This is a genomic window from Vibrio sp. 1288, assembly GCF_033344475.1.
The window spans coordinates 99799-122449 of record NZ_JAWPOX010000004.1; the positions used below are offsets into that span (position 1 = coordinate 99799).

Here is a 22651-nt window from a genome sequence, read left to right on the forward strand (position 1 = left end):
CGAGCAAATGCTCGGCGCTTTTTATTTATTAATCAATGGTACTTGCCAACAACAAACAAGCAATCATACATAAAAAAAGCGACCATAAAGGCCGCTAAGATTTACTGCTATAGGGAGTCGTTTAAGATTCTTTTACTGGCAGAACCTGTTTGACGTATTGTCCTGGCGCCTCATCAATAACCGGATGGTTTTCTGAGCCAATAGGGAAAGGCTCAACTTGCTCTTTAGGGTTGAATTGGAGTAACCACTCGTTCCAGTGTGTCCACCACGATCCCTCTTTGTGTTCCGCGTTATTCAACCACTCATCAGCAGAGTCATCCAAATTATCGTTCAACCAATAACCATACTTATTTTTAGCTGGAGGGTTCACGATGCCCGCAATATGACCAGATTCACCGAGGACAAACGTTTTGTTACCACCCGTGTTCAGCGCACCACGGTAAGTTCCCTGCCATAACGCAATGTGGTCTTCTTTCGTTGACACAAAATAGCTAGGAATTTTGATCTTATTTAGATCAATCCATACTCCACCAATTTTGACGCCTTTATCTTGCACCAGCTTGTTCTCTAAATAGAGCTCGCGAAGCAAGAAATTGTGAGATGCAGCGCTGACGTTGGTGCTATCGCTATTCCAGTACAACAAGTCGAAATCAACCGGACTGTTACCCTTCAAGTAATTGTCGACGTAGTAGTTCCAATACAAGCTGTTTTCACGCAGTAAACTAAACGTCACGCTTAAGGAACGGCCGTCCATATACCCTTTTGCGTTATTTTGCGCTTCAATTGCACTAACAATGGTGTCATTGATATACGCGCCGACTTCACCTGGTTGAGAGAAGTCGAGCAACGTGGTGAAGAAAGTGGCAGACTTAATGCGCTTCTTCATACGTTTTGCAGCGTAGTAGGCAACCGTGCTTGCTAAAACAGTACCACCGATACAATAACCAGCAGCATTGATTTGCTCTTGTCCTGTTATATCTTCAATTGCAGCGACGGCTTTCACTACGCCTTCTGTCACGTAGTCACCAAACTCTATGTGCGCTTGTGCCTTGCCTGGATTGCGCCAAGACATCATAAATACACTATGCCCCTGCTCTAACAACCATCGAACCATTGAGTTCTTTGCTGTTAAATCAAGGATGTAGTATTTATTGATGAAAGGTGGGACGATGAGCAGCGGCGTCGCATTCACTTTCTCTGTTAGAGGTCGATATTGAATCAACTCAAACAATTCGTTTTGAAAAACCACATTGCCCTGTGTCGTCGCAACGTCATCTCCCACGCGGAATGCATTGTTATTCGTCATACGAATTTTTAAAATGTCTGCGCTCGACTCAACGTCTTCTTTCAACTGCTCTAAGCCTGCCAGTAAGTTTTGACCGTTTTGCTCAAGTGTCAGCTTCAAAAGCTCTGGGTTAGTGGCGATGAAGTTGGAAGGAGAAAGGGCGTTAATGGCTTGGCGAGAGAAAAAAATAATACGTTCTTTCGTCTTTTCATCTAAGCCTTCCAAAGACTCGATGGTGTCCAGATAGGTCTTACTAAATAAAAGGTAGGATTGTTTGATGAAGCTATACATGGCTTCATTTTGCCACGCTTCGTTTGAGAAACGCTTATCCCCTTTTTCAGCTTCGACGATTTGTGCTTGGTTCCCTGCCAATGCAACATTCTGCCAAATTTGCAGCTGCTGTTCCCACCACTGTGCTTGCAGCTTTAAAATCGCAGCAGGCTGATTCGCAGCTTGTTCGAACAGTTTGGCAGTATCCTCAAAGTTCACTTCTTGCATGGCCTTGTTTAAAGGAGAGTTCACGACTGCCTTGTTCACTTCGAAATCATGCCACCACTGATGATTGGTTTCCTGAAGCTTCACAAGATAGTCCGAAAAGAAGTGTTGAAACATAGTCTTACTCCTATATTCGGAAAAAACAACGCCGCCCAAATCTAGGGGCGGCGAGAATCGGACAAATTACGCTGGAGTAACAGTCTTTAGATTTTCCGAAGTCATTTTCTCAACGTCTTCTTTGAACTCTTTTGCAATCGCTTGAAGCTTGTTGCTGTCATCCATCATTTGTTGAGAAAGTTTAGTAAGTACGCTTAGTTGCTGACTGTTGAAAGCAGTCAATGACGTTACGTCTTTGATTTCTGTCGCTGCTTTCATCTGGTTTAGACCCACTTCACTGTATGTGCGAATGGCGTTCAATTGAAGCTCGGTCAACACTTCTACGTTTTTTGTCACTAGCTTGTTGAACTTCAAGTAAGGTTCTAGATTTTTTTCAGTTTGATCGCTAAATGTTTTGAAGAAATCTGTGTACATGGTTTGTCTCCTAGAGAAAGAATTAAAAATGTCCGTTTAAATAATTACTTAACTGTCTTTACAACCACAGCCGTGCCCATGCCGCCGCCCACACAAAGTGAAGCAACGCCATATTGACCATTTTGCTTATGAAGCTCGTGAACCAGCGTGACTAAAATTCGGTTTCCAGATGCACCAAGCGGGTGTCCTAGCGCGATAGCACCACCGTTAAAGTTCGCTTTATCTTGAATCGCGTTAACTGGAACTTGGTTTGTTTCCGCCAACTGATGAATCACGCCAAGTGCTTGCGCTGCAAATGCTTCGTTTAACTCGTAAACGTCGATATCATTTACTGTGAGTTCTGCTTTTTCGAGTGCTTTATTGACCGACTCAACAGGACCTAGGCCCATGATCTTCGGATCAAGACCCGATTGCGCGTAGCTTACGATCTCAGCAAGCGGCGTTAATCCATGCGCTTTAACTGCGCTTTCAGACGCCACGATAATCGCACTCGCTCCATCGTTAATGCCTGATGCATTACCCGCAGTCACAGTGCCTTCGCGGTCAAAAGCAGGACGTAGCTTGCTTAAGGCTTCCATTGTCGCGTTCGCTTTTGGGTATTCATCCGTATCAAACATCACGGTTTCACGGCGTTGCTTTACTTCCACTGGCACAATTTCGTCTTGAAATTTGCCAGCTTCGATAGCGGCTACCGCTTTCTGTTGGCTAGACAGCGCGTATTCGTCTTGCTGCTGGCGAGTTAAGCCGATTTGTTTTGCTACGTTTTCTGCCGTCACACCCATGTGATATTGGTTGTAAACATCGGTTAAACCGTCCGCTACGAGCAGATCTTTTAGCTCCAGATTGCCCATTTTGTTGCCATCACGAATGCTGCTTGGTGCAGCAAACGGAATCTGAGACATGACTTCAACACCCGCTGCTACAACGATCTCAGCATCGCCACTACGGATATGGGACACGGCATCCATGACCGTTTTCATGCCACTACCGCAAACCATGTTTACGCCATATGCAGGAACAGATTCAGGAATCCCCGCAAACAGTGCCGCTTGGCGGCCAACACCCATTCCTTGACCTGCACCAACAACGTTGCCAACAATCACTTCGTCAACCTTGTCGCCAGGCAACTTTGCCGCTTCCAACGCGCCTTTAATCGCTACTGCTGCCAGATCGCCAGCAGAAGTATTTTTCAGGCTGCCACCAAAAGCACCAATTGGAGTACGCTTCGCCGCTACGATAAATACTTTTTCCATCATCTTCTCTCCTTAGTGCATGTATAGGCCGCCGTTCACCGACAAAGTCTCTCCGGTGATGTAGGCGCCCGCATCGCTGACCAAGAAGCTCACTGATGCTGCAATTTCTTCTGGTGTCGCAAGACGTTTCATTGGAATTTGGTTCGTGATGGATTCCAGCACTTCTGGCTTCATTTGCTCAACCATTGGCGTACCCGTGTAACCCGGAGCGATAACATTAACTGTCACACCCGAGCGAGCACCTTCGTATGCTAAGGCTTTAGAGAAACCGATCATCCCAGCTTTCGCCGCCGAGTAGTTTGCTTGACCAAACTGCCCTTTAAGACCATTGACTGAAGAGATATTGATGACACGACCACCGCCTTTTTCGCACATTGCTGCAAAGAGGGGTTGCGTAACGTTGAATAAACTATTGAGGTTGGTATTGATGACATCATTCCAAGCTTGCGCAGTCATCTTTTTAAACACGCCATCACGTGTGATTCCTGCGTTGTTGACAACAACATCAATGGTTCCTTCCTCCCCAAGCAATTGCGCCAATTTCTCTGCACACTCTGTCGTGTTTGTTACATCCAACTCAAAAAGGCGAACCTGATCTTTGGTAAACCCTTTGCTGTTGAACCACTCCAGCGCACATTCGTAGTTACCTGTGAAATAAGTAGCGATTACACGGTAACCGTCATTGACTAATTGAGAGGAAATAGCAGAACCAATTCCGCCTTTTGATCCAGTGATCAAAGCGACTTTCTTCATTGAAGACTCCATTCTTAACGGCATTTAAAAAGCAAACTTAATACACTGATGAAATAGTTCACCAACTGACGTGTTTATTTATTCTTTTGACAACCAATCCCGTGCTGCCTTTACTTTAAGTTAACCTAGAAATATTACATTTCAAATAAAAAACTCACCCAATTGCATAAGATTGATTTAGATCTCATTACCCGTGAAATGTTATAAAATGGTTAACTTTACATGAGCCATTGTTTTAAATCACACTTCCACAAAAGCCACACCAACAGAAATAGAAACATAATTATTAAATATCATGCACTTACATACAGAATGGTAGACGTTACATTATGTCATGATTTAAGATCTGAATTTTAAGCCTATATGATTACAACAAACTTGAGATTAGAATAATAATTCAATTATCAGTAAAAATAATTATCAAACATATCATTTAATTACTGCATTTAATGATAGTTTAGTTATCAATTCGATTATTTTAATACAGTGATGATTAATACCGATAAAATATAATAAGTTAAATATATTTAATCTAAAAATGATATAAGAGCTTGTCTCATACTGGTGCAATACGCACTATTATGACGCATAGATTAAAATATAATTTCATTTTAAATTTATATATTCGAAGAACATCAACTAGCTACTAGTGAAAGTAATCGTTCGCTTTGTAGTAGCATCCTTTTCCACTTTGCACTATCTTTGTGGCTTCTCTTTAATCACTAAATCATCAACAGATATGAATCTTGCATTGCTCAGTATGTTCATCCCTACTTTCTTTTTTGTCTCAATCACGCCTGGTATGTGCATGACTCTCGCCCTAACGTTAGGTATGAGTATCGGTTATCGTCGCACGTTATGGATGATGATAGGAGAGCTTCTCGGTGTTGCGCTGGTGTCAGTCTCTGCGGTGTTAGGTATCGCTGCGATTATGCTCAATTATCCTTGGATGTTTATCGCGTTAAAGTTCATTGGTGGCGGTTATTTACTCTATCTTGGAGTTGAAATGTGGCGATCGCGAGGGAAACTTGCGATTAATGTCGACAACTTAGAAACACCAAAGAGTGACAATATCGCACTTATCATGCAAGGCTTCGTTACCGCAATCGCAAACCCAAAAGGCTGGGCATTTATGATTTCTCTTTTACCGCCTTTTATAGACCAAAACGCAGCACTTGCACCGCAACTGATCATACTTGTCTCCATTATTTTACTGTTTGAGTTCATTTGCATGTCTCTGTACGCTACTGGTGGTAAAGGGTTGAAACACGTATTAGGTCAGTCTAAGAATGTACGCCTAATGAACCGTATCGCAGGCACTTTAATGATGGGAGTTGGTGTCTGGTTGCTACTAAGCTAAGGCAAACTGGAAACAATGAAAAATATTCTGAATAAAATCGCTAAAGTCATGGGTGAAGTATTGGACTTTCAAGCCCGAGTTTGGGTTGTGAACGTCTATAGCGGTGAGCATAAAGGCGAGTCTTATGTCGTTAATGAAGATGCTTTCTCTGTACCTCTTCAGTGGATGAAGAAGAAAGGCTATCAAGAGTCGATGTTGAATAAAGTCGAAGCAATGAAGCGCTCACAAGTCTTAGAGTTCGATTTGGGACTTGTGAAACATCGCTTGATGCGCGTGAAATAAGCACAAAAAAGCGCCACTCAAGATGAGTGGCGCAAGCACTTTTACCTTAAAAATAATGCTACGGCGCTGCGTCAATCTCAACTGGAAGATAATGTTTCGGCTCCAGTTTCAACCACTCCGGCAGCACAGTACCAATCGAAATCGAAGACCATGTACCCGACAGAACGCCAATAAACATGGCGGTTGAGAAACCAGCCAAAGGCGCTCCTCCCATAATCCATAATGCACCAACAGTGATCAATGTCGTACCAGATGTCACCATAGTGCGTGAAAACGTCGCGATAACAGCTTGATCATTGATGTCTTCTGTTTTCCAACTCTGTTTCGCAATCAACAGCTCACGGATTCGGTCTGCAATGATGATCGAGTCATTCAATGAGTAACCTAAAATTGCTAACACCGCTGCAAAAACGGTTAAGTTGAACTCCATTTGAGTAATTGCAAAGAAACCAAGCACTAAGATCACATCATGGGCCAAAGCAAACAGTGAACCACTGGCCAAACGCCACTCAAAACGGAAACACAAGTAACCGAGAATACTCAACACACAAATCAACAATGCTAAGCCACCTTGTTCAAACAAGTCTTGGCCAACTTGAGCGCCAACTATACTGTTGCTGACAACATCAACTTGGTGAGAGATTGGCTTCAACACCTCTTCTACACTTGGCAACGTTTGTCCATCTTCCGGCGCAGAGTAACGAATCACCCAACGGCCATCTTCACCAGAGCGTGTCACTGACGCAGATTCACCAAGCTTTGGTTGCAGAACGTCAAGCAGATCATGGTTAGTTAGCTGCTTATCTACCTTTACTTCTGTCACCATACCGCCAGTGAAGTCCAAACCTAGGTTCAACCCTTTAAAGCCTAGAGCGACGATCGCGATCACCGTTAAAATGATGGAAACTAGCGTAGTAAAGTAGCGAATTTTACGAATATTTTGTTTTAGCATTTCGACCATGATTAAACCCTCACATCACGACGGACATCGCGGCCCCAAATTAAATTGATCATTGCTCGAGAGGCAAATACGCCTGTAAACATACTGGTTAACAAACCTAATCCGAGTGTTAAGGCAAAGCCTTGGATTGGGCCATTACCGATGGCGTACAAAATCACGGCGGTGATCATGGTAGTAATGTTGGCATCAAGGATGGTCGAGAATGCGCTGTCAAAGCCAAGATCAATCGCTTGAGCGAAGCTGCGGCCTTCACGCATTTTGTCCTTAATACGTTCAAAGATAATAACGTTGGTGTCTACTGCCATACCGACGGTTAACACTAAACCGGCAATACCCGGAAGCGTTAGAACCGCTCCTGGTAACAAGGCGATTAAGCCAAGCAAACAAAGCATGTTGGCACAAAGCGCCACGTTTGCTACCCAACCTAAGCGGCGGTACCAAAGTGCCATAAAGGTCAGTGTTAGTCCCATACCTAAAGCCAGTGCTGCAAAACCGTTTTCAATGTTTTCTGCCCCCAGAGAAGCACCGATTGTTCGCTCTTCCACAATAGTAACCGGCGCGGTCAGTGACCCCGCGCGAAGCAATAGCGCCAACTGCTGCGCATCGTCCATGCTACCTGCCCCAGTAATACGGAACTGGCTACCAAGCTGAGATTGAATAGTCGCGACGCTGATAACGCGCTCACTACGCTCAGTTACACCGCGATCGTTTGTTTTGTATTCACGGTAAACGGTCGCCATTGGCTTGCCGATGTGAGTTGCTGAGAAGTCACTCATTTTCTTACCACCAGCGTGGTCAAGAGAAATATTGACTTCTGACATGCCCATTTTGTCGACACCAGCACGAGCGTTCACGATGTGCTCGCCCGTTAGAACTGGTCGTTTTGACAAAATCACAGTACGACCATCATTATCTTGAAGAACAAGATCTTGGCTGCTGTGTGCTTGGCTCGCATCTTTCACTTCATAAAACGCCAAGCTTGCTGTTGCACCAATAACGTTTTTCGCTTGAGCAGGATCTTGTACACCAGGGAGTTCAATTCGAATGCTCTCTTTACCTTGGCGTTGCACTAGTGCTTCTGTGATACCAAGTTCTTCAATACGACCACGCATGATCTTCAGGTTTTGTTGAAGAGTCGACGATTGAAATTCTTGGATATTTTGTTCACTCGGTTCAAGCACAAAGCCACGAGATGAACTTTTTGAAATCCAGCCCGGGTAGTTTTGACGCAAGAACTTGTTCACTTCCGACAATGCTTGCTCGCTGTCACTGTTTACCGTAATTCGGTTGCCGCTCTCTGCTCGAACTTGCACACCACGAACACGTTGATCACGTAGGTTCGCTTTGATTTCATCAATCAACGCATCACGTTGTTCTTCAAACGCTTTATTCACATCAACATTCAACAAGAACTGAACGCCACCACGAAGGTCAAGACCGAGCTTAATTGGGCTAAAGCCCATCTCATTTAACCATTCTGGCGCAACCGATACGTATGAGAAAGTGATGCTGTCGTCTTTATTTAGCTCTTTGTTTAACAACGCACGAGCTTTACTTTGCGCATCTTCACCATCGAATACAATGGTTGTTTTGCCGTCTTTTTCGATGATTTTGTCGGCTGAAATATGGTTGGTTTTTAGCAGTTGATTCAGATGAACAACCGACATTTCGCTGTTGTTTTGATCCGCAAACGTCAACTGGATAGAAGGCTGTTCACCAAACCAAGTTGGTATAGCACTTAGGGTTAAAATAATGACTGTCGTGATTAATACGACATATTTCCAAGCTGAGTAGTGATTCATCAGCTTTCTGTTCTTTTGCTGCTTTGGTGTTTTTTTCATGTAAACATCATCCCTTCACGATGAAGTGAAGCTTTTAATAACAAGGCTTAACACACGACAGATGCTCCCAGAATAAATTCAGGGTATGAAATGCTCAGAACGCTCACGTCCTGTCGAATACAATCGTCGTGCTAAGAGTGCACAATGGTGCAAATAGATGGTGTTTAGGCAGAAAACTGACTATTGAGTGCGACGTACATGGCATTGGTCTCTTTCCAACCAGAAATGCGATGATCGCTTGTGAAATGATAAAATGTGGACTGGTTGTGACGCCAGTTAATGTCCATCAAGCTGTATGCGTAACCCGCATCAGCGTAAAACGGAGTAGTGAGATCGCCGACAAAATCTACGTGCTCGTCATCAAGCCCTTCCCGTAAGTAAGACGTCCAGCGCTGAGAGTTAAACAAAGCAACGGAATCGAGACTTGCATGGCCTTCAGATACTGGAGATTGAGAGCTTTCTTCTGAAACTTCAGAAAAATCGACGGAAGAGTTTGGCGACACACTTACGGCTACAAAAGGTTGTAGCTTAGAAAAGTGCGGTACGTGAGCCTTGTGGTCGATTTGCGCAGCAGATACATGCACTGGTAGCAATACCATTGCAAATAGCAGCAAAATCAACTTTCTAAGGTAAATCCAAGGCATAGGAACTCACTAAAAACACAAAGAGCCAAGTTAGGTCACTTGACTCATTGATAGTATTCCTATTGATTATGGTTCACAACTAAAAAGTTATAAATCTCTGATTTCAGGTTTGCATCGTTATTGCATTTATCAAAACGTCTTTAGAGAACGAGTGTAATTGGTGGTGAGTTATCGATAAAAAATATCGCCCTTATCAACATCTAAGTAGATCTTATTCTCTTGCTCCAAACCGCCACAATAGATGAAGTAAACGTTGCGCTTTTTGAACGTCACAGAACGCACCCAACCCCCGAGCTCCTCAAAGTCACTCGGATCACAGGTTTCATCGTCTAACAATTGCTGTGTTTTCTTACGGAAAATATCCAAGTGAACTTTTAAATCATCCGACTTCTGTAGGTATTCATCCAATATCTCTAAGCGCTCTTGCTCTTTAATAACTGGCTCTGCATCCGATAACCCTTCAGCATTCAACCATTCGGCTTTTTCTTCTCCACCCTCTTCATAGACAAGATAGCCGGAGATTCGGTACCACCCATCTACTTTTTCTAACACCGATACTTTTTCTCCCTTATAGAGCGTATCGACAACTAAAGCATTAAGGTTAGGCTTGTTGTAAACATTGACACGACGCTCAATAACGTAGTACTCGGTAACTTCCGGGGGAGCGGCTTCTAAATCCAGAATCGGTTTGGATGTTTCTTTTTGCAGTGACGATTGCTCGACTTGTGTAGCCTTTGGTGCTTCAGGTTCATCTTTCTGCATAAAGAAGAAATAGTATCCAGCCCCCGCTCCGCCGAGCAACAGCATGACAATCAATGCGACGAGAATTTTCTTCATGCCCTTTTCCTTTTCATTCTTTATTCTTATCCCACCAGCAGCACGCATGTCGTAGAAATTTGGGTATATACTCAAAAGAGCAGGTCAACTAACGCGAGCAATAATGATCAACAGACTCAATTGGATACTACTATTTCTTCTGTTCCCGATAACGGGGCACGCCAATATTCAATGTAACCCATCGTCGTGGAATGACAATCTTACCCAATTCAATCGTTTAGAGTCCAATTACAATCAGCATGTTGAGGTATTCAATACACTTTTAACCGAACATAAACAGCGTCAGTTATTGTCCGAAACCTTTTCACTGCATGAGCTCGTGCTTCTTTGGCGTGCCAAGTCGAACCAAAATGTGTTCAAAGCGCAATTAAAAGCATCGATTCAATACAAAGAAGAGCTCACAACTAAAGCGAATCAGCTGCTTAAATTGAGCACACAATCCCAATAGTCAGCAAATGGGTGGGAGATACTGGCCCAGAAGTGCCGCGAGTCAAACAAAACAGCCAATCAAATAACTGCGGAATGGTATAACACCAACGCTTTGGAACTTGCTGAAGATTACAAGCGCCTCTCTTCACAATATCAAACTCTGTCACAAGTCTATGATAAAGAAGCCCGAGCGCTTCAATACGCTCAAGATGTTTCGAAGTAAAAACAGAGCCAGTTTTGAATAGACGATGTTGGTTTTTCACTCCAATATTGGACGTTATTCGTGCTTTTTATCTTTCCTTAGTCGTGAACGATATCAAATGTAAATAATGGGATTGTTCCCTTTGACAAACTTGACTAAACCATGACCAAGACAATCAATTTATAGAGACATACGTCACATTAATGCTTTACTTATGGACATTTTTTGGTTAGTTTAGCCATTAATAAAATTTAATAAAAAGTCACATTTGGCTGGAGATGATGCTACAAACATGGTTATCAGTCGATTAAGTAACAGGGAATGTCCTAATGCTACCAAAGCCAAGTTTTTGTCAGTAGTTAGGCACGTAAAAGAGTTCGGTTCAATCAGTGATTTGGATCTTTGTAAAATCTTCGGAGAAACAATATGGAGTGATGGGAGGGAATACCATTCAGCCGCGTTCTCATTCAAGGTTGATAGATACACAGGTAACTGTGAAATCTCACAATACAAAAACCAATAAGGCTTAAGAATTTATTAAGCGGAGTCAGGAAACGGACTCCGCTTTTTTGATCATGGCAATCGTAAAGTCGTGCTCGGAGTATCCCTCAATCAATCGTGTATTCGGACACAGCAACCGACAATAGCGAAAGACACCTTCTTTATTGTGCGACGCTAACATTTTCATGCTGGGTAGTTTGGATTCATCCAACAAGTTAAACACACAACCTTTCTCTGTCGCTCGGTACATTTTATCAATCATTTCAATGGTATGATTTGGGTTGGTGGATTGATAGTTCAATGATCCGGAAGCAAAAACAAAGTCGCAACGAGGCAATACCAACGTTGAAAAGTCGCCACATATAAACTTACTTTGCGTACGAAAATCTCGTTTTCTGGCTTCAGAGATAAACTGTTTTTGCTGATCAATGCCAATATAGCTTTGAGGAAGCCCCCCCGTAAGTTCGATAAACGCTAACAAGTCTCCGTAGCCGCACCCAATATCTAAAATACTTGAACCGTCTAACGTTAACCCTCGGCACAACGCCTCAAAACGGCTGATCTGACTATACTTATCTGCCCATCCCAGAGTTCGGGCTCTGTCTTTACCAAACTGTCTATATCGCTTTCGATGATAGTGGGCAATCTTAAGTCTATCGAAAAATTTCATCTTTCTTATGCATAAATGGGTAAACTGCCATTTCCTTTCACTTGTCTAATCGCCAGGTGGGTATGAATATCTTTCACATTTTCTAATCGCTGTAACTTTCTAGTAAATGTTTCATAACCAGCGAGATCTTTACTGACCACCTCTAACAGGTAATCATAGGCCCCTGATACGACATGGCATGAGATCACTTCATCCATCTCAACAACGGCATGTTCAAACTCATCAATCGAAGAAGCTTGGTGGTTATTTAAACTCACTTCAACAAATACAGTCATCGCGATGCCTACAGTGTCTCTGGACACAATAGCTCGATAACCACTTATTACACCTTCCTGCTCCAAACGCTTAATGCGTCTTGCACAAGGTGATGCCGATAGCCCTACTTGGTCAGCAAGTTCTGCCGTTGTCAGAGTGGCATCCTTCTGCATTAGGTTGATAAGTTGCCTGTCAATTTTATCCATTTATTCTTCCGTGCCTTTAATCACCAACAATTAACACTTATACGCAATTTATCACCAACATCAAGCCTAATTACGTCAAACTTTGCCTCCCTTTGGCAAGAGTTTTATTCAACAATTAACACATCATTTACAAATGGACATGTCGATAATGATCTTGGGATACGCAGCTATATTAACGACCTTACTGCTTTGGTCTGGTTTCTTTATTTCTTTAAAAGGGGGCGCAATTTCTGCCTTGCAGCCAGCCGATATCGCGTTAGTTCGCTTTCTAATCCCAAGTATAATTTTATTACCATTTGTGATTAAGCATAAACAGTCGCTGCGCGTAGTGCCTAAACGCTACCTGGTTGGTGTTGTGGTTGGAAGCGGCCTTCCCTATCTTCTGGTCGTCGGAACGGCTATGCATTTCGCTCCCGTGGCGCACGGCAGTGCATTAGTACCTGGCACTTTGCCATTGTTTGTTTCTGCTATCGCGGTACTTTGTTATCAACAGTCGCTGAGTGCTCACCGCTTAATCGGGCTTTCTACGGTGTTGTTAGGCATTTTTGTTTTTCTTCTTTCGAATAGCGGCGCAGAGTACAACTGGTCTCAGTTGCAAGGGCATATCCTGTTTCTAACTGGCAGCATCATGTGGGCTGCTTTCACCATCAGCGCTCGTGTCGCTAATCTTAATGCACACGTCTGTGCAGGATTCGTTGCAATCGCGTCTTTGGCTCTGCTCATCATCGCCGTTGGTTTCGGGTGGGTAGACAGTTATTTGGTGGTAACACCGTTCAGCCAGTGGCCATGGGAGGAGTTATTTGGCCACGCGATGCTACAAGGTGTTGGCGCAGGTTTAATCGCTTCTTTCACTTTCATTTATGCAATTAGGATCATCGGTGCCGAAGCCAGCGCTGCTTTTGGTTCATTAACTCCAGTCGTCGCGACACTTCTTGCCGTTCCAATTTTTGGTGAACAACCAGATTCTCTCACTTGGTTAGCGCTGATGTTGGTCACATGCGGCAGTATTGTGGCAAGCCAAATCTTTATGAAAGGTGGAATGAACCAAACTTATCGCCCACCACTTCACAGATAGCGATGATTTTACAAAAACTTATGCCTTACTATCTTGAATAACAAAATGGCGTTTTGATAGCCTCAGCTTAACTAAAAATTAAAACGCCAATGTGATGCCAGCCACTCATAGTAAAGATGAACTGCATAGGTTTCTCAAACCGGGAATGAAACTTTCTACTAATTTCGAATTTGGGCCTAAGGATCAATATACGTATTCCACCACCTATCTTGGGATGAAAGAAAATGCTTATTTGATTCTTGATATACCAATGCGTTTGCTTGAAGAGCAAGTGATGAGGAAACTCCCCAACGCCGATGTCATCGTGCGTGGTGTATCAGATACGGAGTTAGGCCATGTCATTGCGTTTAAGTCCAGCGTACTGACGACGACCGTTCGACCATCCCCCCTTTTGTTTATCCGCATTCCAGGAACATTTGCAACCAAACCAGTTCGAGAACATGAGCGTTACAAGTTGCAAATGGACTGTAACGTTATTCATGCAGGGAATGTCTACGACGGTAGCCTTATCGATTTCTCTCTAGCAGGTGTTGGTATATCAACCTTGATTGAGCCCGAATTCAACGTGGGTGAGAGTGTTACCATCGAATGCCCGTTAAGCCACTATATCGGAGAAGAAAATCGATGTGTCATTGCCAACATTAAGAAATTGGCGAAGGGATGGGTAGTTGGAATTAAGTTTGCTAGTTCCATTGAGATGACTCACGAACTAAAAACAGAGTTACTGGAGCAATCCTTTCTAACCAGTAACGTCTGAAATTACTGCTCGCTAAAGCGCGTCGCCTCAAAGCTGTTGAGTATTCTGTGAACCGTATAGGTCACAAGCAGCGTCGCAACAATAGCAAACAAAATACTGCTCACGCGATACAGCGCACTGAACATTAAGTCACCATCCGGAGTAAGATATTGGCCGAACAAAATGCCTAATGTGGTTAAGCCGCCAAATCCGGCTCCCGAACCGCTAGATTCTTTCACGTGCATATAGCTGAACATCATAGCCCCAATCCAAAGCAATGGGACGATAAACAATAAAGTATCCGACCAATCGTATAATACAAGTTGTCCGACGATACCAAAGGTCACCCCCATCAAGGTTCCCATTGCTCTTTTTCGCGCATACCCTAAAGCACCGTTCCAATGCATAGGAAACAATAAAAGCAAGGTTGTCGCCTGAGCAGACATAGAGTCACTGAGGTCAAATAGCTGGAATACAAGGAAAGACATTGTAGCGATACTCGCCCCCATAAGGGCTTCATGACGCATTCGATGACTCTGTTTAGGCTGCGACGGTTTCGCTGGTGGCTGACGAGGTTCCGCATCGGGAATCAAAAATGTCACCACATAAGCAACGATCACTGAAATAACATTCGCTTGCAGGTTGCTAAATATTAGGTCATTTAAGTCAGTGGTTGGATAACTCGCAAAGTGCAGCATGATGCTTAAGCTCAGTACGCTGTTCGCTCCAAATAAGAATAAGCTCCCTTTTGACATACAGGCGAATTTATACAGGAACAACCCGAATGCAATGATTGTCATCATGCCTGGGTGCCCACCAAATAACCCACCAAGCACACCAACTTCTAATCCACACACAACCGCTGAAAAAATCAGTTGTCGTGCGGCATGTAGACTCATGACTGGCACCATTCCAAGTAACAGCATCGGGGTTACAGTAAAGAATACGCCATAGTTCCAACCAAATACTTTACATAAAGTGAAACCAATGGTCGCACCAGTTGCAATGCGCAAACACTGACGGAAGTCGTTTTCCGACATGGGGTGGTCCCATAACTTCATATCGCCTCCTCGTTAATAAATATAATGAAGAAGACTCAAGAATTGGATCTGGCACCTCGCTAACCAACCAGATAATGAGTTTTCTGGCAACAACTGCACGGTTGCTCGTGCCCCTGCTGGAAATGCGCGCTGCTGAGGTTCATCGATAGCTAAATGTAAACGTAAGCGCTGCGCGTCTCTCACCCAACGGTTTGAGTCAGTTGGTGTTGCTAAGCGACCATCCGCATCGAATTGACCCGAGCTGACCCCGGCATCCACACTCGTAATACGAGCTTCAAATACATCACCAGGTAAGCTATCAAAAGCCACTAACGCACGGCTGTTCTGATTAAAGTGTCGTAAACTCTTTTCACGAAAGTCGGCAATGATATCCACGTCATCGGAGACTAAAGCGACAAGAGGTGTACCAGCTGCCGCATAGGCCCCCGTCTCCAGCTGCAAGTTAGCGACAACGCCATCATGTTCCGCCGAGACTTGAGTGTAAGACAGATTAAGTTCCGCTTGTTTTAGCTGGTTTTGCGCTACGCGGATATTCACATTCGTCGCGCCTAAATCACCGCGGTTTACTTCCAACTCTTTTAAACGAGCACGTGCGGCCAGTAAGTTCGCTTTAGCTGCCGTTGCACTGCTCTGTGCGTCATCGCGCTGCTGTTGCGAAGTACCATTACGGTGAAACAGGGTATTAAGACGTTTTGCTTCGCGAACTTTTTGTTCCGCCACGATTTTGCTCGCTTCAACGTCTGCTTTTGCCGCAGCAATAGAAGCATCAAGTTGTTCGTTGTTTTGAATCACACGCTCAAGGTTAAGTTGAGCCTTTTCTACGGCGAGCTGATAAGGCTGGGGATCAATCTGAAATAGTAGATCGCCTTGGCTTATTTCTTGGTTGTTGGCAACATAAAGATGCGTAATCTGCCCACTCACACGGGGGGCCACTTTAGTTACCACACGCGTTGCCATTGCCTGAGGCGTCAACGGCATGGCGAGATCTGCAACTAGAAAATAGGCAAAGACAAGGACAAACGCGACGCAAGAATATTTGATCCAACGTGCGAATTTTTGATCTGGAGTCATAGGCGTTTACTTCTCTTTTTATTCGGTTTTCTGACTTATTCGCTAAGTGAATCAAGCGCATTGTGAGCAATCTGATCAAGAATCAATGAAAGCTGCTGAAGTTCCTGGTCGTTGATGTCCGTTAGGAGCTTGCTTCGAACTTGAAGAATTCGAGCCTCCATTTGCTTTAGTAGGGTTTTCCCCTCTTCTGTGAGGCTAACAATACGTGCTCGCTTATCGTGTTCACAGCAATGGCGAACGATCAGAGATTGCTCTTCTAATAATTTTAATGTTCGCATCAACGACGCTAACTCGATCTCAAGCGCTTCAGCCAAATGCTTCTGACTGATGTTGTCACCCATTCGATAAAGCTTCCATAACGCAGTCCAACGCGGATACGTTAGGTTTAAAGGCTCTAACTCGCGATCTGCAACCATTTTCCACAAACGAGCAACACGAGATAATTTTTCAGCCAGAGAAAGGTCTCGCAAACTGTTGATGTCTTGAATCATAAGATCTACTCAATTACTTAGCGTGCTAAGTAATATAAAATAGTTAGCACGCTAAGTAAATATCTTTTTGTGATTGAAATCACGTTGGGTGTGTCAGTGAAGGGGCAGAAATCTAAGTAACACAACACTATGTTTGAACTTGAAATGCAGCGATGTACACAACAAACGTCGAGACCAATAAAGTCTGATTTGTATAAGAGTAAAAGGGTCAGATACAAAAAAGCACAACCCACAGTCATGGTGTTGTGCTTTTCAGATAATGAATAATTGGGTTATCTCGTAGTGAGCCAATTATTCATGTTCGCTCGACTAAGAACCGCTGTTTAAAATCCACAAATGCTTCATGGAGCGCATTTTCTTTAATCGGCTTGAGAAGCACGTAATTTGCACCCGATTCCATAAAGGCGTCACTGGTTTCTTTCGCGGTGTCAGCAGTACACGCATAAATTGGCGTGCCTAGTTTTAGCTTTTGTCGGATCTCTTTGGTCGTTTCAATTCCACCAAGATGCGGAAGTTGGTTGTCCATCAGTATCAAATCGTAAGTATGATCTTTTAAGAATTCCATTGCTTCTAACCCATCTTTCGCCCAATCAACCTGCATTTTGTACTTGTTACAAAACGCTTTTAGAATGAATGCGTTAGTATGGTTATCCTCTACCAACAACACTTTGAGACTCTCTGCAAATAGTTCACCTGGCTTAACTCGCAAACTCGAATCAAGAGGGGTGAGTACTCGCTCACGATCTTTCACTGGCATTGTAATGACAAAAGTCGTTCCTAAACCTTTCTGACTGCGGACTTGAACATCACCTTCCAGCATGTCGACAAGGCTCTTCACAATGGTCAGCCCTAAGCCACTACCACCGTATTCTCGAGTCGTTGTTGCTTCTTCTTGAACAAAAGGTTCGAACATTTGGTCGAGTTTGTCAGACTCGATGCCGATACCTGTATCCATAATTTCCACGACCAGCACGCTATTGTCAGCACCATAGAACTGCTCCAGTTCCGCATGCAAGCGCACGCTACCCGAGGGCGTAAACTTCACAGAATTACTGACTAGGTTGAATAAAATTTGGTTCAGACGAACTTGGTCAGTAAAGATTTCAACATTGGGATCTATTTTGTTTTCAATGACAAGGTTGACGCCTTTACTTTCACAAATAGGACGATAAATGTTTTCTAACGTTCGAATTGTATCAGTGAAAGAAAACGGGTGCTTTTGGATATTAAACTTACCCTGCTCAATCTTCGAAAAGTCCAAAATATCATTCAAAACAGCAAGTAAGTGCTCACCACTATGCCGAAGTACGTCAATTTGGTTATTCTGCTCTTCTGTTTCCACAGAGTCTTTTAGCAATTGAGCAACCCCTAAAATTCCATTGATTGGCGTTCGGATCTCATGGCTCATTTTAGCCAGAAAGTCGGCACGGGCTTGAGCAGATTTTTCTGCTTCTTTGCGCGCCAAGTTACTCTGTTTTTCCGCCTCAATAAGCGTGGTTATATCCTGACCTTGAACAATAATACCGCTAATATCTCCATCAACTCGAATCGGCGATAAGTTCCAGCGATATACTTTGTCTCCAATTGGCACATTAACGCCTGTCAACGTAGCTCCCTGAGCCGCCATGCGAAGGTGTGGCATCAACTTTTCTTTGAAACCTTTGAACACTGGGTGCATGGTTTCAACATCGTTTTCCATGACTAACTCTTTGCGTGCTGCCGGATTGATTTGGACAAGCACACCCGATTCAGACCACACCATAATAGGAGATAACGCAAAGTTAAACAGGTCGCGGAAAGAGCGCTTTTGTGCTTCAAGCTCTTCAAAAGTGTTTTCTAGTGTCGAACCAATATGATCGAATTCCTCAATATCTGACCCCTCAAAACGCTCAAATCCTTTTTCTTCACGAGCCGAGCGGGTATATGCCATCAGGGATCCTAACTCTTCAACTACTCGATTCTCGATCCATTCTTTAGTCATCAGCGCAATCATGACCATACCGATAACTGAGGCTAGCATTGCTAGCAGGTGTTGGATTTGCAATGTCACCACGCTCTGATTGTCTTGCACAGTAAGCAAGCACAAGTCAGTCTCGGCGGCATTTACCTCAATAGGGGTTTTGATGATCAATAATTGGTCAAGCTTGTGCTGGGACTCTCGTCGTTTGAGTACGTCAAATATTTGATAAGCCTCATCTCCTACTAATGAGCTTGCCAATGGTGTGTTGTTAGCGACCAACACAACATTGTCGACGTTGCCTTCATTTTTTAACCTTTCCATCAACCCAAAGTTATTATCTAAAACAACAACATTGTAAGAGTACCCCATCACTTCACCGGTTTTAGGTTGTAAAACGGGTACGCGACGAAGTAACAGATGGCGAGTTCCCATCGGGGTCTGTGAGGGTAGATAATACCAGTTGTTGCTAAAGGTCACCTGACTGGCAAGTCGGCTAAGTATCAGATTGTTGATGCCATAGAAATGCGCGTTACCATCGTCCCAAATAATACCTTGATGATCGGTTAGGAAACGAAACTCTGGTGTATGGGAAGGATCACTCTGGTCAATACTCATGAAAAAGTAATTGAGTGCCTCTTCATCACGTTCTGTATAAAAATCCAATACAACATCACTTTTCGAATTGCTGTTGTGATGAATCTGAATCGCTGCAAAATGGCTATCAAAAATGTTCAGGATCAGGGCAGAGGTCTGCTGCTTGGTTCGGTCGACTTCCTGCCAAATAATCTGCTTCGAGAAGTAATAACTCTGAACAAAGATGCCTAGAATGATCGGAGCAAGTACGAGAATAATTATTTTGGTAATAAGCGTCGACAGTGAGCGACGCTTTCTTGTTTTTGATGTAGTTGTCATCAATTATCTGAGTATCTAAATGCACGTTTTCTTAATGCTTCAATTCTTTCTGGAGAGTCCGATTTGGTAACGACTTCAAAATCACCAGAGTAAACGGTGGGAACTGGCTTTCCTTCTAAATCCCACTTAATGGCCTCAGCCATTGCAATACCTGTATCATCGTTCATACGCATAACGGTAACGTCTAACTCCCCTTTAGAAAGCGCCTCTAACTCTGCTGAACCGCCGCCCCAACCATTGATCATGACATCATCACGACCTAACTCTTTAAGAGCGTCAACAGCACCTAATGCTACATCGGTAGAACACGCGTAAATGAAGTCAACGTCCGGATACTTCTCCAAACTGGCTTTTGCAGCTTCATACCCAGATTGCTTTGTTGCTTTGGTGTAGTAAGCAGATTGTAGTTCAAATTGATTATCGCGGTTCACTTGGTTGATAAAAGTGTTGCCTCTGATGTCACTAATGTAGCCCTCCGAGAAATAGAGAACACTATAGTGGCTATGTTTAGGGAAACGCTTGCCAAACTCAACGGCCAATTCACGACTTCCTTCTGCGTGGTCGAAACCAACATAAAGAAACGGCTGATGATGCTCCCAATCCCTAACAGGTGTGGTGATATTTTGTAAGATTAACTTGGTTTTCTTTGAGTCTAAGACATGCTCAACAAACTTACGATGTCTTGTGGTATCTAGAGTAAAGATCAAATAATCGGAGTTGCTTTTCAGCGCCTCCATTAAAGACAAACTTTGCTGCTTTATATCTGCATTAGGACGAGTAAACACTTGATTTAGTTGATAGTCGATATCAAGCTTATCTAGGCGTTTTTCAAACGCGTCGATGTTTCGAATCCAATAATCAGAGATCTGCTGCCCTGGATAAACAACAGAAATTTTCAGTGGACGCTTCTTGTCTTTTGCTACGGGTACAGGGGTTTCTCTTACCACTTCAGCCAACGCACTAGTTAGCTGCTTCTGTTGTGGAAACTGGTCTAAAAACTCTTGATATGCCCAATACCCATTAAGAACTTGGGTGGCCTGCACATTCGGCGCAAAAGCGGCCATTGAAATCAGGGAGAATACTAACGCTTTTTTCATCTACTGCTCTTTTAGCTTTTTTATGAGCCTAATTCAGCTCTATTCATTACCTAGCCGAGTCATCCTATACTCTTGTAATCTACCTTCCTCTTAGTGCCTGTTTCAATAGTAAATTAGTTCTTGGTCTGAGTGGATGCAAATGAAAGTACATTGAGTCGCTTCCTTTGTCTCGATGACGTAGAGACATTTCGCGCTTTTCATACTCAGGACCTTTAAACAGAACACCAGCCCATTATGCGTCAGTTTATTCCTACATGGTACTCCAAAAACAAAAAGAAACCGCCAATGTGACATAGGCGGTTTCCGTGTATCTTTGCGTAACAAGGGCTTATCAGAGTGCCACTATCTCTAACATCATTTGTTGATGTTCGTCGACGACAATATTTGCTTTTGACATAACGAGCAGCTCTTTTTTCGCTTTAGTTAGTTGCTTAATATAGTACTCTGCTCGCATGGCAAGCGTCTTTGAGTCAAAATCCGATGACCATTCCAATACCAAAGGGCCTTTTCCCTTCAAAGCTTTCGCTCCTTTTCCGGTTTGGTGCTGATTGAATCTTCGTTCAACATCATTGGTAACACCACAATACAACGCGTTGCGGTTATTTCGTATCAGGTAGACACTCCAACGCTGCGTTGTATTTTCCATCATGAAAGCAGTGACTCAACCTTAGCTTTTAATTCATCCAGCTCTTCTTTCAGCTGAGCGACTTCGAGCTCTAGCTGGCTTACTCGATCGGAGCTCGAGCTTGCAGCAGACACAGGCGCTGCAAGTTCGGACGCATCAACATCACCACAGAACAAATGCATATAACGCGACTCCCGCTTACCAGCCTCACGTGGTAATTTGACCACTAATGGTCCTTTCTCTTCGCTTGCTAAATGCTCAAGGACCGTTTCCACTTCTTTTACATCATGAAATGTCGCGAGACGATTAGTACGAGTACGAATTTCCCCAGGTGTTTGAGCACCGCGCAAAAGCATACAGCATACAATGCCCTTCTCCTGCTCTGTCAGCTTTAAATCACCAAATTCCGTATTACAGAAACGGTGTTGATACTTGCTGACGCGGCTGTTGAACGCACTTTCGTCACTGACGAGCCTGCGCTCAATAAGAGCATCAACGGCATCGAGAACGTCTGACTCAGAGAGTGACATCACGGGATCACGGTTGCTTTTTTGATTACACGCGTTGGTTAATGCGTTTAGGCTGAGGGGGTAAAGATCTGGGGTAGTGACTTCTTTTTCGATCAAGCAACCAATAACTCGTGCTTCAATTGCCGTTAGCTCAACTTTCATAATGCATTTCCTTATTATTTTTGCATTTGACTTTGTACCTAAATCGCTTCGAAATCATACGCCATAAATTCACACAGCAGTGCAAGAAGCGTTAGCGGTTCAGGTGTTGGTGTCAGGCTAAAGCATAGCGTAAGACCTGACACCCCTTACGAATAGGGTCAGGTATCAATGCTCCGAGAGAATCGGCACTCTCGTCAAATTGCCATCTTGGTCGACCATCATTATTTTTGAACGATTAAGCTCAACTTCGATGATTTCGAGTTGCTCACGGGCGTTGATATACGCCGTTTTTAACTTTTCAGCCACAGAGCGAGTGACTTGCTCATTATCTTGACTATTTACTTGCTCCGCAGTGTTACCAGAGTCCATATCAAGTTCATCATTTTGCATTCAATGGTGTTGATAATATAGTGAAGGCCACGTTATGACAATGAATCGATGGATTCT

Annotated in this window: 22 protein-coding genes and 1 pseudogene; 5 read left to right on the plus strand and 18 right to left on the minus strand. The window is 43.6% G+C overall.

Annotated elements, in window-relative coordinates:
* Positions 1–121: 121 nt before the first annotated feature.
* The 4 genes from phaC to R8O11_RS04540 form a co-directional block, all read right to left on the minus strand.
* Positions 122–1897, minus strand: coding sequence for a class I poly(R)-hydroxyalkanoic acid synthase (gene phaC, locus R8O11_RS04525; RefSeq protein WP_017819891.1), 1776 nt, complete (start codon positions 1895–1897; stop codon positions 122–124).
* Positions 1898–1963: 66 nt separating this feature from the next.
* A complete protein-coding gene (locus R8O11_RS04530) occupies positions 1964–2311 on the minus strand; it encodes a phasin family protein (protein WP_005373550.1) in 348 nt (115 codons plus the stop codon).
* A 44-nt stretch (positions 2312–2355) separates the two neighbouring features.
* Positions 2356–3564, minus strand: coding sequence for an acetyl-CoA C-acetyltransferase (locus R8O11_RS04535; RefSeq protein ID WP_031777157.1), 1209 nt, complete (start codon positions 3562–3564; stop codon positions 2356–2358).
* Positions 3565–3576: 12 nt separating this feature from the next.
* The gene (locus R8O11_RS04540) at positions 3577–4317 is read right to left on the minus strand and encodes an SDR family oxidoreductase (protein ID WP_005373555.1); all 741 of its coding nucleotides are present in this window, start codon (positions 4315–4317) and stop codon (positions 3577–3579) included.
* A 739-nt stretch (positions 4318–5056) separates the two neighbouring features.
* On the opposite strand from R8O11_RS04540, the gene R8O11_RS04545 reads away from it, so the two are divergent.
* Positions 5057–5677 (plus strand): LysE family translocator, encoded by a 621-nt coding sequence (locus tag R8O11_RS04545; protein ID WP_021035942.1) that lies wholly within the window; start codon positions 5057–5059, stop codon positions 5675–5677.
* Positions 5678–5692: 15 nt separating this feature from the next.
* Entirely contained in the window at positions 5693–5959 is a 267-nt protein-coding gene (locus R8O11_RS04550; protein ID WP_017635186.1) for a hypothetical protein, read from the plus strand.
* Between the two features lie 58 nt (positions 5960–6017).
* Here the strand turns inward: R8O11_RS04550 and secF are convergent, their stop codons facing one another.
* The 4 genes from secF to R8O11_RS04570 form a co-directional block, all read right to left on the minus strand.
* Complete coding sequence (gene secF / locus R8O11_RS04555; RefSeq protein ID WP_005373567.1) at positions 6018–6920, minus strand: protein translocase subunit SecF; 903 nt, start codon at positions 6918–6920, stop codon at positions 6018–6020.
* Positions 6921–6922: 2 nt separating this feature from the next.
* Entirely contained in the window at positions 6923–8761 is a 1839-nt protein-coding gene (gene secD / locus R8O11_RS04560; protein ID WP_318193951.1) for a protein translocase subunit SecD, read from the minus strand.
* A gap of 164 nt (positions 8762–8925) precedes the next feature.
* Positions 8926–9405: a hypothetical protein gene (locus R8O11_RS04565; protein WP_005373572.1), complete on the minus strand. Its 480-nt coding sequence runs from the start codon at positions 9403–9405 to the stop codon at positions 8926–8928.
* A gap of 168 nt (positions 9406–9573) precedes the next feature.
* Positions 9574–10242 (minus strand): SH3 domain-containing protein, encoded by a 669-nt coding sequence (locus R8O11_RS04570; RefSeq protein WP_005373574.1) that lies wholly within the window; start codon positions 10240–10242, stop codon positions 9574–9576.
* Positions 10243–10345: 103 nt separating this feature from the next.
* On the opposite strand from R8O11_RS04570, the pseudogene R8O11_RS04575 reads away from it, so the two are divergent.
* A pseudogene (locus R8O11_RS04575) lies at positions 10346–10894 on the plus strand (ATPase).
* 526 nt (positions 10895–11420) lie between these two features.
* On the opposite strand, the gene R8O11_RS04585 reads toward R8O11_RS04575, so the two are convergent.
* Together R8O11_RS04585 and R8O11_RS04590 are read right to left on the minus strand one after the other, a co-directional pair.
* Positions 11421–12044 carry a class I SAM-dependent methyltransferase gene (locus R8O11_RS04585; protein ID WP_005373579.1) on the minus strand — a complete coding sequence of 208 codons (624 nt, stop codon included), beginning with the start codon at positions 12042–12044 and terminating at the stop codon, positions 11421–11423.
* A gap of 5 nt (positions 12045–12049) precedes the next feature.
* Entirely contained in the window at positions 12050–12505 is a 456-nt protein-coding gene (locus R8O11_RS04590) for an Lrp/AsnC family transcriptional regulator (RefSeq protein WP_005373581.1), read from the minus strand.
* Positions 12506–12653: 148 nt separating this feature from the next.
* On the opposite strand from R8O11_RS04590, the gene R8O11_RS04595 reads away from it, so the two are divergent.
* Together R8O11_RS04595 and R8O11_RS04600 are read left to right on the plus strand one after the other, a co-directional pair.
* Complete coding sequence (locus R8O11_RS04595) at positions 12654–13580, plus strand: DMT family transporter (RefSeq protein WP_053307237.1); 927 nt, start codon at positions 12654–12656, stop codon at positions 13578–13580.
* A 94-nt stretch (positions 13581–13674) separates the two neighbouring features.
* On the plus strand, positions 13675–14337 hold the full coding sequence (locus tag R8O11_RS04600) for a flagellar brake protein (protein ID WP_047101201.1): 663 nt from the start codon (positions 13675–13677) through the stop codon (positions 14335–14337).
* Between the two features lie 2 nt (positions 14338–14339).
* Here the strand turns inward: R8O11_RS04600 and R8O11_RS04605 are convergent, their stop codons facing one another.
* From R8O11_RS04605 to R8O11_RS04640, 8 genes are all read right to left on the minus strand, one after another.
* Complete coding sequence (locus tag R8O11_RS04605; RefSeq protein ID WP_017635179.1) at positions 14340–15377, minus strand: DUF2955 domain-containing protein; 1038 nt, start codon at positions 15375–15377, stop codon at positions 14340–14342.
* A gap of 12 nt (positions 15378–15389) precedes the next feature.
* Positions 15390–16448 carry an HlyD family secretion protein gene (locus R8O11_RS04610; protein WP_017635178.1) on the minus strand — a complete coding sequence of 353 codons (1059 nt, stop codon included), beginning with the start codon at positions 16446–16448 and terminating at the stop codon, positions 15390–15392.
* A 35-nt stretch (positions 16449–16483) separates the two neighbouring features.
* Positions 16484–16939, minus strand: coding sequence for a transcriptional regulator SlyA (gene slyA / locus R8O11_RS04615; protein WP_017635177.1), 456 nt, complete (start codon positions 16937–16939; stop codon positions 16484–16486).
* 295 nt (positions 16940–17234) lie between these two features.
* Positions 17235–19811 (minus strand): quorum-sensing autoinducer 2 sensor kinase/phosphatase LuxQ, encoded by a 2577-nt coding sequence (gene luxQ, locus R8O11_RS04620; RefSeq protein WP_064369363.1) that lies wholly within the window; start codon positions 19809–19811, stop codon positions 17235–17237.
* A complete protein-coding gene (locus R8O11_RS04625; RefSeq protein ID WP_005385634.1) occupies positions 19811–20908 on the minus strand; it encodes an autoinducer 2-binding periplasmic protein LuxP in 1098 nt (365 codons plus the stop codon). The genes luxQ and R8O11_RS04625 overlap by 1 nt, the downstream gene beginning before the upstream one ends.
* 331 nt (positions 20909–21239) lie before the next feature.
* Positions 21240–21557, minus strand: coding sequence for a GIY-YIG nuclease family protein (locus tag R8O11_RS04630; protein WP_005373593.1), 318 nt, complete (start codon positions 21555–21557; stop codon positions 21240–21242).
* Entirely contained in the window at positions 21554–22204 is a 651-nt protein-coding gene (locus R8O11_RS04635; protein WP_005373594.1) for a YceH family protein, read from the minus strand. The genes R8O11_RS04630 and R8O11_RS04635 overlap by 4 nt, the downstream gene beginning before the upstream one ends.
* Positions 22205–22369: 165 nt before the next feature.
* Positions 22370–22594, minus strand: coding sequence for a hypothetical protein (locus R8O11_RS04640; RefSeq protein ID WP_005385630.1), 225 nt, complete (start codon positions 22592–22594; stop codon positions 22370–22372).
* Positions 22595–22651 lie beyond the last annotated feature (57 nt).